Origin of the sequence: Chitinophaga filiformis, from assembly GCF_900102545.1 — a bacterium.
Classification (GTDB): domain Bacteria; phylum Bacteroidota; class Bacteroidia; order Chitinophagales; family Chitinophagaceae; genus Chitinophaga; species Chitinophaga filiformis.
On sequence record NZ_FNBN01000003.1, the window covers coordinates 603,554 to 619,902 of the forward strand.

At 45.6% G+C, this 16,349-nt stretch carries 8 protein-coding genes; 4 read left to right on the forward strand and 4 right to left on the reverse strand.

Annotated elements, in window-relative coordinates; genetic code table 11:
• The first annotated feature begins 32 nt into the window (after positions 1-32).
• Together BLR32_RS14730 and BLR32_RS14735 are read left to right on the forward strand one after the other, a co-directional pair.
• On the forward strand, positions 33-2,276 hold the full coding sequence (locus BLR32_RS14730) for a tetratricopeptide repeat-containing sensor histidine kinase (RefSeq protein ID WP_089833037.1): 2,244 nt from the start codon (positions 33-35) through the stop codon (positions 2,274-2,276).
• Positions 2,276-3,640, forward strand: a complete 1,365-nt coding sequence (locus tag BLR32_RS14735; RefSeq protein WP_089833039.1) for a sigma-54-dependent transcriptional regulator — start codon at positions 2,276-2,278, stop codon at positions 3,638-3,640. Before BLR32_RS14730 ends, BLR32_RS14735 begins: the two co-directional genes overlap by 1 nt.
• On the opposite strand, the gene BLR32_RS14740 is transcribed toward BLR32_RS14735, so the two are convergent.
• From BLR32_RS14740 to BLR32_RS14750, 4 genes are all read right to left on the reverse strand, one after another.
• Positions 3,633-5,309 carry a sigma-54-dependent Fis family transcriptional regulator gene (locus BLR32_RS14740; RefSeq protein ID WP_089833041.1) on the reverse strand — a complete coding sequence of 559 codons (1,677 nt, stop codon included), beginning with the start codon at positions 5,307-5,309 and terminating at the stop codon, positions 3,633-3,635. The genes BLR32_RS14735 and BLR32_RS14740 overlap by 8 nt on opposite strands.
• A gap of 212 nt (positions 5,310-5,521) precedes the next feature.
• Positions 5,522-5,695, reverse strand: coding sequence for an RICIN domain-containing protein (locus BLR32_RS33785; protein WP_143011476.1), 174 nt, complete (start codon positions 5,693-5,695; stop codon positions 5,522-5,524).
• 98 nt (positions 5,696-5,793) lie between these two features.
• Positions 5,794-7,503 carry an RICIN domain-containing protein gene (locus BLR32_RS14745; protein WP_176842291.1) on the reverse strand — a complete coding sequence of 570 codons (1,710 nt, stop codon included), beginning with the start codon at positions 7,501-7,503 and terminating at the stop codon, positions 5,794-5,796.
• Positions 7,504-7,763: 260 nt separating this feature from the next.
• A complete protein-coding gene (locus BLR32_RS14750) occupies positions 7,764-8,180 on the reverse strand; it encodes a DUF983 domain-containing protein (protein ID WP_089833045.1) in 417 nt (138 codons plus the stop codon).
• Positions 8,181-8,381: 201 nt separating this feature from the next.
• Here BLR32_RS14750 and BLR32_RS14755 point away from each other — a divergent pair, with 201 nt between their 5' ends.
• Complete coding sequence (locus BLR32_RS14755) at positions 8,382-11,597, forward strand: AsmA family protein (protein ID WP_245705432.1); 3,216 nt, start codon at positions 8,382-8,384, stop codon at positions 11,595-11,597.
• A gap of 224 nt (positions 11,598-11,821) precedes the next feature.
• A complete protein-coding gene (locus tag BLR32_RS14760) occupies positions 11,822-16,252 on the forward strand; it encodes a hypothetical protein (protein WP_089833049.1) in 4,431 nt (1,476 codons plus the stop codon).
• The last annotated feature ends 97 nt before the right edge of the window (positions 16,253-16,349 follow it).

The window sequence follows — 16,349 nt, forward strand, 5'->3', positions numbered from 1 at the left end:
AATTCGCGCAGGCTTACAACGCTGAATCGGCTATGTACAACTATCTCTTTATTGCCAGCTTTATTGGAATCCTTTTGACAGGCACCGGATGTAATCCGCAGGGTAATAGTCGTCGGGAAACCGTTCCTGATACAGTGCTGGTCGGCGAACTTATGCAACAGGCAGAACGATGTCTGGATAAGCCGGGATCTTTCCGGGAGGACATGGACAGTGCAATGAACATTGCGACCGAAATGGAACGGATAAGCGCCCGGCAGCAGTACATGCGTGGTATAGGGCTCAGCAACTTATTACGCGCAAAAACATTCAGGGAAATGGGGCGGGGTAGCCAGGCAAGGCAACCCGCAGCAAAGGCGGTGGAAATGCTGAGCCGCGCAGGTACTGAAACCGATAAGGCCCAGGCTTTGATCGAGCTGGGAGGTAGCTATGATATCAGGAAGGCGGATGAAATGCGGGGGAAAATAGCGCTCTATGAACAGGGAATAGGGATCTACAACCATCTCGGCGACAAGCTGAAAGAAGCCCAGTTACGGGAATTCCTGGGAGATCTGTACCAGATCACTCAGGATACTGCCCACGCGCTGAGTAACCTGAGGAAAGCCCTGGCGCTCTATCAGGAAGTGGGCTTTACACGGTTACAGGGAGTATACGGACTTATTGGTTCCGTCTATATGCAGGGCGACAACTTTACGGTGTCGCTTCGTTACAATATGCTTGCAATAAAAATCGGAGAGCAGCTCAAAGACAGTGGCGCGCTGATGGCAACCCTTTACAACCGCCTTGGTGGCAGCTATTGGTATATAGAGAATGATCAACAGGCATTGACCTATTTCAGAAAGGCGGCTATGATTGCGCGGGCTGGCAAAGATTCATTGGCATTACAGGATATACTGGGAAATATTGCCCGGCTCCTGGCCAGGCAAAAAGCATATCAGGAAGCGCTGGATTCAATGGATGCAGCGATAGCCCTTACACGCGAACGTAATGTTTACGATCAAAGCCTGTTTGATATGTTTCATCTGTATGTTTATACGATGATGAACGATCTTCCCAACGGAGAATTATATTTCAGGAAACTGAAAAAGATCTACGATGAGCATGTCCAGGACGACAATATGATGCAGTCTTTACGGTATACAATGGCGAATTACCTGGTAAAATCCGGTAACTTCGAAGCAGGTCGTCAATACCTCAACGCCCTTTCTTATAAGGCCGGCAGCTATCCCGTTATAATAACCAGACGTGCGATGGTAGAGTATCTTTATTATCAGGTCGATTCAGCGGCGGGTAACCTACAGGCAGCCATTACGCATTTCAGAAACTTCAAATCGATATCTGATTCTTCTAAAAATTTGCTCCAGTCGAAGCAGCTGGGAGAGCTACAACTCCGGTTTGAGACAGAAAAGAAAGACAATGATATTAAAATGCTGCTGCAAAAGAACCAGGTGCAGGAAACCTCTTTGCAAAACGAAAAAGTTATCAGGAATCTGGTCATTGCAGGAATCTTCATACTGGTTGTTTTTCTGGGGCTGATTTATAGCCGATACCGGAATAAGAAAATAATGAACATAAGATTGGAAAACCAGCAGAACGAGATCAACAAACAGAATGAGGCCCTGAGAAAACTGGTTGATGATAAAGAATGGCTGCTGAAAGAGATCCACCATCGTGTAAAAAATAATCTCCAGGTTATTATCAGCTTACTGAACACACAGTCCAGGTATCTTAATAACAAAGATGCACTTGACGCCATTCGTAACAGTCAGCAGCGGATGTATTCTATGTCACTTATACACCAGCGCCTCTACCAGACAGACAGCCTTGGTAAGCTGGATATGCGCTGGTATATCCCGGAACTGATCAGCTATATGAAGGACGGACATGAAGCAGGGAATAACATCGCATTTATTATTGATTGTGAAAATATAGAACTTGAAGTTGTGCAGGCCGTACCGCTGGGTCTTATTCTCAATGAGGCTATCAGCAATTCGTTGAAATACGCATTCCCCGATAAAAGAAAAGGCGCTATTACCGTGCGTTTAGAAATGGAAGATGATAAAAATTGCCGGCTTCGTATTGCGGATGACGGTGTCGGTATACAGCATCCCGAAGTTGTACTTGAAGGAGATTCACTTGGAATGAGCCTGATGAAGGGACTAAGTGAGCAACTTGACGGCTCATTTATTATTGATCACAATTGCCCCGGATTACTGATAGAAATAAATTTTCCATATCATGCATTTATACCGGATATCAGAAAATCGATCCTGAACTGATGAGAAACAAGGGAAAAATATTAATCGTTGAAGACGAATTCATTGTTGCCAATGATCTTCAACATATGTTGAAGAAGGCTGGATATGATGTTTGTGGCATTGCGTCTTCTGTTCATAAAGCGCGGACACTGATAGAACAGCATCGCCCGGATTGGGTGCTGATCGATATTATACTAAAGGGCGACTATTCGGGGATTGATCTCGGTCATGATTTGATGCAACAGCATATTCCTTTTCTGTATATCTCTGCGAATACAAACCAGCGGACACTGGAAGCAGCCAAACTTACCCGTCCGCACGGATTCCTTGTGAAACCTTTCAGGGAGAAGGACCTGTTCATTATGCTTGATATAGCAAGGTATAAGCTCCAGACAGAAACTGAGCGGCAATTGCCACCAGCGCCTAAAAGTCCAGACAATGAAGTGCCGGATATCACTGTAGCAGGATTCCATGCTGCGGAAACTTTGGAAAAAATAAAAATTGTTTCCCCTGCCGATACCTCGGTATTGATCATGGGAGAAAGTGGCACGGGAAAGGAACTGGTAGCACGATGTATTCATCATCTGTCACTTCGCCGTGATCAGCCGATGGTGGTAGTGGATTGTGCTGCACTGCCACTTGCCGTTATCGAAACGGAACTGTTGGGCCATGAAAAAGGTGCTTTTACGGGCGCAGAACAGCGCAGGGTGGGAAAGTTTGAGCAGGCGAACCACGGAACGATATTTCTTGATGAAGTGGGGGAGTTATCTCCGGATGCACAGGTGAAGCTGTTAAGAGTACTCCAGGAAAAGGAAATTACCCGTATAGGTGGGGACACCTCAGTTAAAGTAGACGTGCGTATTATCGCTGCAACTAACAGGCAACTGGAAAAGGAAGTAGCTGAAGGCCGGTTTCGCTTGGACCTGTATTACCGGTTAAGTGTATTCCCTGTCGAACTGTTGCCGCTGCGTGAACGGAAACAGGATATTCCCGTGCTGGCAAATCATTTTCTGAAGAAATATGCAGAGAAGAACAGAGTTGGTGTTGAAAAGATAACGGAAAGGGCCATGGAGCAACTAATGTCGTACGACTGGCCCGGCAATATCAGGGAGCTGGAACATCTGATAGAACGTCATGTATTGCTGGCCGCCGGTAAAGACATTCCTGCGTTCGATTTACCTGCATCTACCGCGGCTCCCGGTATTGAACAAACCGGCCGGCTTAAAACAATGGATGAAATGGAACGTGATCATATTCTTACTGCACTGCAGGCCAGCAAAGGTAAAGTATCTGGTCCCGGTGGCGCCGCTGAGTTACTTGGACTTCCTGCGCAGACATTATATTCCAAAATAAAAAGACTTGGAATAAAACAGATATTCAGATAATATCCGCCTTCCTGAGAGTGCCGCGGATGCTAAAATGCTCCTTTTTTATGCCCAGTTTCTGCATCCTGGAATTAAGGGTTGTGGAAGGCATCCGCAACTTCGCTGCGGCGCCGTTAGGACCAGCAATTCTTCCATTACAAAGCCTGACCACTTTAAGGATATAATCCCTTTCCATTGTTGCTAAGGGTACAATACTGAATGACCTTTCTTCGTCAGGAAGTAGAATTTTATGATCGGTGCCGGGAATATCTATATGAAGTGCGCCCTCTTTACTAAGCAGCATGGAACGTTCCAGCAGATGTTCCAGCTCTCTCACGTTCCCAGGCCAGTCATACTGCATCAGGCTTTCCATTACCTTGTCTGTTATTACCGGCGCTTTTTTCGCGTTGACACTTGTATAACGTCGGATGAAATGTGTGACAAGCGCCGGAATGTCTTCTTTTCTGTTACGCAGCGGGGGGATTGTTATGGGTACGACATTCAAGCGGTAGTAAAGGTCATGCCTGAAATTACCAGCTTTCACTTCTTCTGCAAGATTGCGGTTGGTAGCAGCAATAATGCGTACATTCACTTTAATAACACCTTTTCCCCCTATACGTTCTATTTCTTTTTCCTGGAGTACTCTTAATAGTTTTGCCTGGAATTCCATCGGTATTTCTCCTATTTCATCGAGGAACAGCGTACTGTTCTCTGCCAGTTCAAACTTGCCGATCCTTCGCTGAATAGCTCCTGTAAATGCACCTTTCTCATGGCCAAATAGTTCGCTTTCAAAGAGGCTGTGAGGTAATGCGGCACAGTTTACTTTTATCATCCTGTTATGCCTCCGGGGAGAGGCCGCATGTATAGCACCGGCAATTACTTCCTTACCCGTACCTGTTTCACCCAGCAACAATACGGTAGAATCAGACGGCGCTACCCGTTCCATTATCGTCAATATGTTTTGTATACCCCGAGAAGTGCCAATGAAGTCTTTGATATCACTATGCTGTTTTGTGCCTTCCTGCAAGCCGGCGGCATCGCTGTCTTCCTGTTTCCGGTACTTCCTTATTTCCCTGAGTTGCCGCTCCATGGTTTCATTGAGCAGGATATTGCGGAATCCTGTTCCAAGTATGTCAGCTATACATTTAAACAATCTGAATTTTTCCGCCTGAAAAGAACCATTCTTTTCCCCATAAAGATATAATACGCCTACAGGTATGCCTCCCCCTGATATTTTCACCAGCAGCATTTCCCTGATACCGGCATTGAACCAGCGGTAAATATACCTGGGAACGGTGCTTGCTTTCATGGCAGTGTGCAGGTCTATCAGCAACGGCTCTTCTGACGCAAGTGCCCTGTCAAAAATGCCGTCATTAACAGGATGACTGGATACGATAATGGGTGTTTCTCCTCTATAGGGGATATTGTTTTCTGCCGTATACAGAAATGGTGAATGTGTCACGCCGTCTTCGTTGATCAGGCAGAGTGTATAATATCTTCCGCCAAAAAGCCCTGGTAACTGGTCTGTGATAGCTGTCCGGAGATCCTGTCTGTTCTTGGCTCCGGCAATGATGCTACTCAGTTCCAGCAGAATGGCCTGTTCTTTTTTCTGTTGTTCAAGGCTTTCAATAAGGAAATGGTTGTCGGGAATAAAAGGCCCGCTCTGTTCTTTGGGTGTACATTTTTTCATACTTGCTCACTATGTTCCCCGACAAACATAATTACAATAAAACAGCTCTGGTAGAAATGTTACGTTTGCCCGCAATTTTTAGGTTCCTGCATAAATTCACGAAATATCGTGAATAAAAGTTCGGTGCTTCAGAAATAAGTGCATTGACAATCAGTTTGTAACTAACGGTGGAACGAATCCATTCCACCGTTAATTATTAAACACTATATGGATTAAATATGCCTGAATGTCCGGAGCTGATGATCACCTCCATTGTCTGTATACTGTACTACACGGGCGCCGGGTGCTGTTGATTGTGCTCCTATCTCCAGTACCTTACCGCTTTGCAGGCCGCCGCTACCGGCAGCCGCGAGGGCATAAGCAATATGATCGGAGACAGTGGTCATGATACCCTGGTCGATATCCTTCTTTGTACAGGCACTCAGCAGGAAGGAAAGTATTTAACATGTTCCTTGTTTTACAGTGTTGAGAACAATTACAATCTTCATGGAGCACTGATGATCCACTGCTGATTCGTACCGTTATTCAGTCCATATTGTTCAATCAGCGTACCTGATGTGGTGGATAATGCGGGTACTTCTATCACTTTTCCGCTTTGCACGCATTGTATCGTGTAATATCCACCTGCAGTAGGCGATATTATCCATTGCTGATTAGCGCCGCTGTTATAGTCATAGAGTTGCACCTTAGCACCATCATCAAGGCTTTGTCCGGCTATATCAAGGGCTTTCCCGCTTTGTACTCCGATAATCCTGTAATGATCACCACCGAGACTGGTGATTGCCCATTGCTGATTGCTGCCACCACTGTAAGGCCATTGTTGTACAGGCGTCTGATTGACAGTACCCTGTCCTTTTGCATCCAGTGCCAGATTGCTGTTGCGGTTGATGATCCGGTAGGTGCCATCAGCCAGCGGGCCTTTTCCACCTATGATATGAGGCGTGGGGTGAGTGGCCTGGTAGGGAATCTCACCCTTGATCATCCTTCCTGCATCATGTACAAGGCGCAGGTAAAAATCTGATGATACTGCCACGCCATCCTGATCAAGATTGACAAATGTGGTACCTGCTGGACTCTGTGAAGCATTCTCTGCCACTTTAAAAATGGCGGTACCTTCATTCACTTCGTCGAACATGGCGATATATAGACTTTTCACGCCCACCTTTTTCATCACCGCAACCTGCGCCCACATGAAATCGCCATGGTTTCTGGGAATTTCATTCAACGGGCTGCCGGCGTTAGTATTGTGAAAAGAGAAACCGGGATAAGCAATCGGCTGGTAATCGATACCATGAGATTCACAGTAGTCGTAATCACCCTGTATCCATGGCTGGTAGGATGCCACCACCTGTGCGGCTACTGCCCATGGAGCCAGCATGTTGAATGACTCATATACTTTCATGAAGTTGGTGCGGGAAAATACATTCGGTGTGCGCCAGTCCATAGGAACGCTACCAATGACATAGCATCCCTGGCTTTTGAACCAGTTGATAACATCGATACAGGCAGCAGAGTCGCCACCACCTGGTTCTTTTGCGCCCTTATAACCCATGCCGAATATACACACCACTGGTTTTCCATTCTGTTTCGCATAAGCAGGTGAAGACAGCAGGTCCAGGCTGCCTTTAATGGTATTGATCCAGTCTGTTTTCAGACGGCTCTGCATCTCCGCATCTCCGGAGATGTCATACATGACATAGAACTTTCTGCCGGTAGCTTCCGCTGCAGCTCTTACTTTCCGCGCCATACCATCTCTTTGTGATTTAAAAGGCGGATCAGACAATTCACCTGTGAACCGTTGCAGGGCGGCGCAGTCAATGCCGTTCTCCTGCATCCATCTGAAATGAACATCAACGGTAGACTGGTCATAAGAGGAGAACATCTTCGCTGGTTGCCCATTCCCCAGCGCAGGGAAAGGCGTTTGATACGTCACCGCATATTCTCTTGTATCAGGCCACATTTCCAGGTTCTGGTGTGTCCAGCGGTCAACAGCAGATCCATCTCCGGGAGCAGTGAACCATCCCTGGTAACCGACGGTTACTTTTCCTACTACATCGCCAATAGGAGATCCTTTCGGAACTGCATCAGCCGTCAATCCCGAAGGGGTTGGTATAGTTTCCGTATTGTTTTCTTTTTTGGTACAGGCAGACAGTAAGGCTATCAGCAAGCCTAAGGCAAGACAGGTTTTCTTCATAAGATAAACTGGTTTACGTAAATGGTTATTTGTTTCCGGTATTCCGTTTGTCGCGATCATACATGGCAAACCAGGGACCATTCTATTAAATGCTTATCTATGAGAAAGTTCGCATCTGCAGGGAATAAAATTTCTTACGGTATGTCGTAGAATGACGAAAGAGGGTTATGAAATAAAATAAAAAAAGGACTGCCAGCCTCCTGAAATGGATGGCTTCACAGTCCTTCTTTAAACATGCATAGCAGGCTCCAAAACCATACCTATGCCAACGTACGCGTCTCCGGCCTGTACCTTACAAAAAACGCCAGCCATATGGTCCTTGATATCCGCATAATAGGTGGTTGCAGGAACACCAGCAACACCGCATTAATTCCCAGCCACCAGAACATCCGGCTATCGTACAATGAGAAACCAATCAACACAAACCACGCAACAAATGTGGCCACACTGAATGCAATAGTCAACGCATAGCTAACATATCCCGTCCCGAAATAAAACCCTATCTCTCTTTCAAAATCCTCCCCACACACCGGACAATGTTCATTCATCTCGGTAAAGTGCTTCAGGTTATAAGCATTATCAGATTTAAATATTTTTCCCTTACGGCAGGCAGGACACCTGTTTTGTAGTATACTGCCCATCAGGTTAGGCTTTTTGTCAAATTTCGCTGCACACATATAATAGTTGTTTTAGCTACACCAAAGGTACTCCAGGGCCGTTCCCCCGCTGTGGTGGTATTCATCTTGTTTATGGTATTTTTTACTGATTCGTCGCAGGAAAAAGGTAGTACATATAAAATATTTTTATTTTATAGGGGTGCTTTCTATTTTTGTCGTTATTATTACCTTAAGACAAGTCTCAACACCATGACGGGCAAGATGCGAAAGAGGATTCTCCGAATCGTTTTAATACCTATTGCTATCCTGATAATATTAGCCGGTATCGCAATAGGCGTACTGTATTCCCAACAGCAGCGCCTTATTAATCTGGCAATCAAAGAGTTGAATAAGCAGCTCCCCGGCGAGCTGGTCATTGAGGGTAGTACCATTTCCCCATTCCAGAATTTCCCCTACATCTCTATAGGACTTAAAAACGTCCGGTTTTTCGCCACCAAGCAGCAAACCGGCAGGCCCATGTACCAGCTGGAAAAGTTGTATGTCGGGTTCAGCCTTCCCGATATACTCAGGCAGAAATATAATGTCAAGGTAATACTACTCAAAAAGGGTCACCTCGATCTCGTGAGGGATGTGAACGGTAAACTGAACATCGTTGAGGCAAACAGGATACAACAGGATACCATAACGACAACCGCAGCGGAATCTGCATCCCTCGACCTGGATATCAAAAAGATCGTGCTGAGAGACCTGGATATCGACTTTTCTGATAAACAAAGTGGTCAGCATGTCAACGCACATATCGGGAAGGTGAAAACCGCTTTCCGTATGGATAGCACTACCATCTTTGGCCACCTGGAAGGAGGGATGATAGCCGATTATACGACCCCGACAGATACCTCCCTGTTCCGGCATAAAAAGGTAGAACTGGACCTTCAGCTGACATATGACCAGGATCATGAGTTTGTCAGCCTGTCAGAAGGGGGGCTGAAACTACAAGATGCCAGCTTTAGCGTTACCGGAACGGCAGACCTGAAACATGGCAATAATGTTAACTTCAAGGTGAAGGGAGATAAGCCGGATATCGGCCAGTTATTATCTTTTGCACCGGCATCCGTTGCAGAGCAACTCAAGCAGTTCCGTTATGATGGCCGTCTTTATTTTGACGGTATCATCAAGGGAAAACTCTCCGGCGATCAGATGCCGCTGATAAAGATCAATTTCGGATGTGAGAATGGTTGGTTACTGAACGCCACCGCTAATAAAAAGATTGACTCCCTGGGCTTCAAAGGTTTCTATACAAATGGTGCAGAGCATTCCCTGAAAACCTCAGAACTACACCTGCTCAGCGTAAGCGCCCGTCCGGAGAAAGGTATCTTCAAGGCCAATTTTGTCATGAAGGACTTTACCGATCCGAAAATGATCATGCAGATCAATTCCGAGTTGGAACTGGAATTCATAGGGGCATTTCTCGGTATTGCCGATATGCAGCGCTTAACAGGGCATATCAACCTGAAAATGGACTTTAATGAGCTGGTGGATATGACTGTACCGGAAGTTTCTATGGGTAAGCTGAAAGAAGGTATCCAGAGTGAACTGAGAGTGAGTAACCTGACCTTCCGTATTCCCAACTATCCGCATATCATCCATAACCTGAACCTGCACGCAGATATGAAGGGTGGTTTCGTGAAACTGGATACGCTGTCCTTCTACTTCGGTAACTCCGACTTTGCCATGAATGGCTCTCTGAGTGACCTGCCTGCCCTGTTTCACCAACAGGAAAAGCCGGTACAGGTAACCTTCAATGCACGCAGTAAGAAGATGATTCTGAAGGAGCTTTTGTCATACGATTCAACCGTGGCAAAGAAAGCAAAGGAAGAGATATACGGGTTTAATATTGGCTTGTCACTGGAAACATCTGTAAAAGAGCTGCAGCATCCTGCTCCATTGCCTAAAGGTAAATTCAAAATGGAGAAACTGTACGCCAGCTTTAAAGAATACCCACACGCCTTCCATGATTTCGGCGCAGAACTCACTATCAATGATACAGCCTTGTTACTGCGGAACTTCGGAGGTATGATAGATAGCAGCGATATACGTTTCAGCGGTCGTGTGATTAATTACCAGCTTTGGTTTGATAAAGTGATGCGCGGAAAGACACAGGTGGCGTTTGATCTGAAATCGCAGCACCTGGCAATGAAAGATGTACTGGGACCTATCAGCCGCAATTATGTTCCGAAAGATTACCAGAAGGAAGTTGCTTCCGGTATATGGTTACGTGCGAAGGCAGACCTGCGTTACGATTCCATATTTAAATTCGCCAAAGTGAAACTGGCGAATGTATCTGGAGAGCTGCAGGAGCACAAGATCAAGGTAGATAGTATCAAGGGAATGGTGAAGATAGGATCTGATCATTTCCTGAAACTCGACACCCTCACAGGTCGTATCGGTAAAACTGATTTTGATATCAGTATGCGCCTGTACATGGGTAAAGATACTACGAGACGTAAGAAGGAAAACTTCCTGCAATTCACTTCCCGGAACCTCGATCTTGACCAGCTGACCAACTATAAATTAACGGCAAATGAAGACGATGAAACTGTTGTGGCAGCACCTGCTGTAAGCCGTACAGTGATCAAAGACACTACTCATTCCAGTGGCTTTAATATCTTCAATATACCATTCATTGACTTCCGTGCTACTGTCAATATCGGCAGGGTAAAATATCACCGCCTGTGGCTGAAGAACGTTACCAGCAACATCCGTATGCAGGCCAATCAGCACCTCTACCTGGATACGCTGGGAATGGGTATAGCGGAAGGCCAGATAGGCATGAGAGGTCATTTCAATGGTACTGATCCGAAAAAGATATACTTCCGCAGCAGGATAAGGGTATTCGACGTCAACATCGAAAAACTGATGTTGAAGCTCGATCACTTCGGACAGGATTATGTGATCAACAAGAATGTAAAGGGGCGCCTCAACGGACAGGTGAGAAGCCGTATACAGATGCATCCTGACCTCACGCCGATCATCGATAACTGTGAGGCGCAGCTGGATCTGGATATTCGCAATGGCAGCCTGGTGAACTTTGCACCGATGCAGGCAATGGCGGGTTACTTCAAAGACAAGAACCTGAACATGATCCGCTTTGATACGTTGAAGAATAAACTGACCTTGAAGAATGGCGTGCTGGAAATTCCGAAGATGAATATCAACTCTTCCCTGGGTTTCATGGAGATCTCAGGTAAGCAGTCGCTGGATATGAAAATGGAGTATTACATGCGTATCCCACTGAAGATGGTCACACAGGTAGGTTTTCAGTCGCTTTTTGGCCGGAAAAAGGAAGAAGTGGACCCTGACCAGGTGGATGCCATTGAATACCGTGATAAGGATAAAAAGGTCCGTTTTATGAATATCAAGGTAACAGGTACGCCTGATAATTTTAAAGTCGGATTAGGAAAAGCTAAAAAAGCGTAAGTAACTATATAGTAACAAGGCCGCCTCATTATATATGGGGCGGCTTTCTTATGTCCAATATTGAGTATTTATTGAGTAGAAGCAATTTGTTGAATGATAATCTATTAGCGGAAGGCCATCTTTGAACAAGATAATTTAACCTGAAATATATTATTTCTGTTATATATTTATGGCTGAGTAATGCAATACCCGGACAATACAAATCCCTATATCCATTATAACTAATGTTTGATAATCAGCGCAACCCTATCCCGGTACTATCACTGGTAGTCTTGTTTTTCCTGTCATTTTCCCTGCAAACGGCTATAGCAGGATCCCGTAACAATAACGCAGACAGATTTTACACAACTGATACCACCTCGGCTCCTGATATAGAAGGGTATGTCACAGGCGTCTTTGAAAAAATTAAGGAAGGTAATCACTATGTGAACAACGTAAGCGAAGAAGACATGGGCTCTCTGCCTGTGGGACTTGTCCGGGAGATCAATGGCAAAGTTTATGTAATAGCGATTGACAGCGCCCGTATAACACCGGAGGGCGCGTATTTCAGTGCCTATTTCAGATTCCCGTTTCCAGGTACCAACAGTGAACTGATATTCGGAGGCAAGGATATCGGGTTCACGCCAGGCGGTATCGCCATGACAGCATCAACCAAACTGGTACTGCTGAAAGAAAAGAAGATCGGTATCAACGATCACCTCGATCTGATTTTTCCAGGTGATGGTTCTAATTACGTAGAGTGGAACTGTAATGGATTCAATGCCGCCAACCTGAGTGGTGTTTTTGAATTCGATACTACATGGCTGCAACCGGTGGACAGTGCGTCAGACAAACTGCGTGCAGAGCTGCAGGTAAACGTGCATGACCTGAATAATATCCTCGCTACAATTGATATACCCGCATTCCGTATCAGCAAAATGAAGGACTTCAGTTTTAAGGTGAAAAATGCTGTGGTGGACATGAGTGATACAGAAAATCCTACCGGACTGAATGTAACCGGCGACATGCTGGAGGACCCCTCCGATAAGCTGTTATGGCGTGGATTTTATCTGCAGGAAATAGAAGTCGGGCTGCCCTCTCAATTGGCTACAAAAAAGGGGCGTCCTGAAGTGAGTGTGCATGATTTTATTATAGATGATCATGGTGTGAGCGGAACGGTTACCGCAGAGAATATTGTGAAACTGGGCGATGCCAGCGCCGGAGGATGGCCCTTATCTGTAGATAAGGTAGGACTGACCTTCCATCAGAATAAGCTTAGTGGTGGAGTACTGGGCGGAAAGATGCAAATGGACTTCCTGGGCGAAGATACATTGAAGTATGATGCCAGTATAAACATGCGTGGCGATGATACCTATTACTCATTTGCGGTAAAAACAACGAAAGAGAAGAAATATAAATTCTTTGGTGGTGAAATCATCCTGGATGAGAACTCCGGTATTGCTATTACAAAAACAGATAAGGACTTTCTGCCGGTAGCTACATTAAACGGCAAGGTCACATTGAATAAGAGTGTACTCAATGTGAAGGATATTACCTTTCAGGAGCTGACAATATCTACACAGAAGCCCTATGTGCATAGCGGCACTTTTCAGATATCCAACGAGGACAGTTCAAGAATGGGTGGGTTCCCAATCGGAATTGACAGTCTTAAGATTGGTATATCCGAAGGTAAGATTGCCATTGGTGCAACCGTACGGCTGAACTTTATGAACAGCAGTGATAAAGGTTTCAGTGGAAGCACTTCCTTCATCGTATCAGCGGCCAATGAAGAAGAGGTACAAACAGTAATGGTCAATAACACACCGGTACAGAAAACAAGGACACACTGGAAACTGGACAAAGTTAAGATCAACGATATTAACCTCGCTGTAAAAGTAATGGCCTTCCAGATGAAAGGCTCACTCAGTCTTTTTGATGATCACCCGGTATATGGCAACGGTTTTCGCGGATCACTTGAATTTGCAATACCCGGCCCTATTCCCAAAGCAAAGGCCACTGCCTATTTTGGCTCCAAAGATGATTATCGTTACTGGCATGCAGATGTATATATAGGTGTACGGCTACCTATTCCCCCGATGTTACAGATCACGGGAATGATGGGAGGAATGTCCTATCATATGGAACGTCCTTCAGACTTCGACCCCTATGATCAGCGAAATGCCATTGATCAGAAAGGGGGACTGCCGAAAGAGTTGGATGAGATCTTTAAGTATGTGCCTTCTAAAGAAGCCGGACTTGGATTTATGGGCGGCGTTTCCCTTGCCCTCTTTGAAGAGATGATCATGAACGCCAATGCTATCCTTGAAGTGCAGTTTGGAACTAATGGAGGATTACGCTATGCACAATTTGATGGCGCTGGCTATTTACTGCATAAAGCGGAGAAAGCCCCGAATGAAGACGCCGCCCGTGAAGATGCTTCTGCGCCTGTATGGACACAGTTTAAGATGCGATATGATAATACCAACAGCTCCTTTGACGCGAATATGAAGACATATATCAATATTGCAGGTGCCCTGAGAGGAAGTTATGAGCGTGGTCTGGTAGGCGAAGCTGCTCTCCATATAGCGCCGGACGACTGGTGGTTCTATGTGGGGCGTCCTTCTGCAATGTATGGCTTGACGGTATTGGGACTGGCGGATATTAAAAGCTATTTTATGATGGGCTCCCATGTAGAAGATATGCCACCGCCGCCTCCGGAAGTGAACGAAGTGATAGATGACGTCAATAACAATTTTATGATGGTTGAAAATGCCATGAGTAGTGGTTCCGGATTGGGATTTGGCGCGCATTTCAGGAGTGGATTCGTCTTTGATTATGGTGTATATGGTGAATTCGCCATCGGCGCGGGCAGTGACATACTGCTGCGTAATTACGGAGATGCCACCTGTAAAGGAAGTAATAGTGTGATCGGTTTCAATGGTTGGTATGCGTCCGGGCAAGCCTATGCTTTTCTGAAAGGAGATGTGGGGCTACGGGTGAAAGTGTTTGGAAAGAAACGGGCATTCTCTATTGCCAAACTGGCTGCGGCCGTGCTGTTACAGGCCAAAATGCCTAATCCATCCTGGTTTAGGGGCACCGTAGCTGTGAAGTATTCGGTATTGGGAGGTATGGTTAAAGGAACCGCAAAGATAAGAGTGGAGTTGGGTACTCAGTGTGAAATAGTCGGTGCAAAAGAACTGAACATACAGGTGATCAGTGATGTAAAACCAGACGATCAGGCTACAGATGTCAGCGTGTTTGCCACACCACAGGTCGCGTTCAACATCGCCGTTGCAAAGCCATTTTCTATGATGAATGAGTATGATGAAGTGGCTACTTACCGTGTGAGGCTGGCTGACTTAAAACTGAGCAATGGTACACAGGCTATAAACGGTGACGTTGATATTAATCCTGATGGTATGTCTGCTGCGCTGACACTGAGAGATATTCTGCCTCCTTCCAGCAAGCTGACAGCCGCTGCCAGGGTATATATTGAGCGGCAGAATGGTGTTGTATGGGATGCACTGAAAAATGATAAGAAAGAAATTGACTACGAAACCAAATCAACCACCTTTACCACAGGAGAAGCACCAGACAATATTCCATGGGAGAACGTAGCATATGCGTATCCTGTAAGAAGCCAGTATAACCTCTATCCTAAAGAATATGGAAAAGGATATATCAAGCTGAAACGTGGACAGCCTTATCTCTTCGCGACAGTAGATGATAAAGGAAAGAAATGGAAGATAGATGCCACTATCAATACTGCTCAGAGACAGTCAACCGCCATCAATGTAACCTATGATGTTGCCCAGGCACAGGTGAACTTTGATATTCCGGCTACAATGCCGAAGGAGACAGTGCATACTTTCGGTATTGTACGCTCCTCCCTGGATGGAGAAGCCGCTGTGAATAACACGGTGAAAAATGAGCAGACTGATACGAATGATGGGGACACGACCACAGTAACGCAGACAGGTCTGAAAGGAAATGCTGTCGCTGACGCCACTAAAGATATCATCCGGTACAGCTTCCGTACCAGCAGGTATAGCACATTTACTGAAAAGATGAATGCGGCCACTGATCAACTTGACCTGTATGACGTGGCGACTAATTACATCAGCGTAATTGGTAAGCAATTCAGCATGGATGAGACGTTTGATAAGTTCGAGATTGAAGGTGACGGCACCTTCGCTACAAAACCGCTCATTGCATTGAAAGCAGGGCTGAACAATAAATGGCTGCAGGAAAAGATACTGCCAATCATGTATAACGGCTATCCTTTCGAGCCATCGATGAAACTTGACAGGGATCCTTTACTGACGGATGGTATACCCCCCCTGGAGGCAGTGCGACTTTACAACAATGATCATAGTTTATATAAATTGGAAGAAACTGCTGTTGCAGATGGATTTGCTATGAGTAACCCTGGGTATTGCCGTTTCATGTATTATGTATCCTTTACAGCAAATGTTGATTACAGGGAACTGGCAGCTAAAGCATTCCGGCTTTACAGTAATGCAGGTAACGCGCCTGCCCCAATCAGGACAATACTGACAACGCCATTCCCTGACCTGATGGGTAACATCTATTACCCTGTGGACATTCAATACCGCCTGCCGGGCACGAATCATATTACATCATCAGTAACAAGAAGCATTTACTATAAACTTTAATATCAGCATGTACCGTGCCCTATACACCCGTTTGTTATCGGTATTGCACATACCGGGGAGAACTAGTTCCCTATTTGCGCAGCAATCACATTCTAAA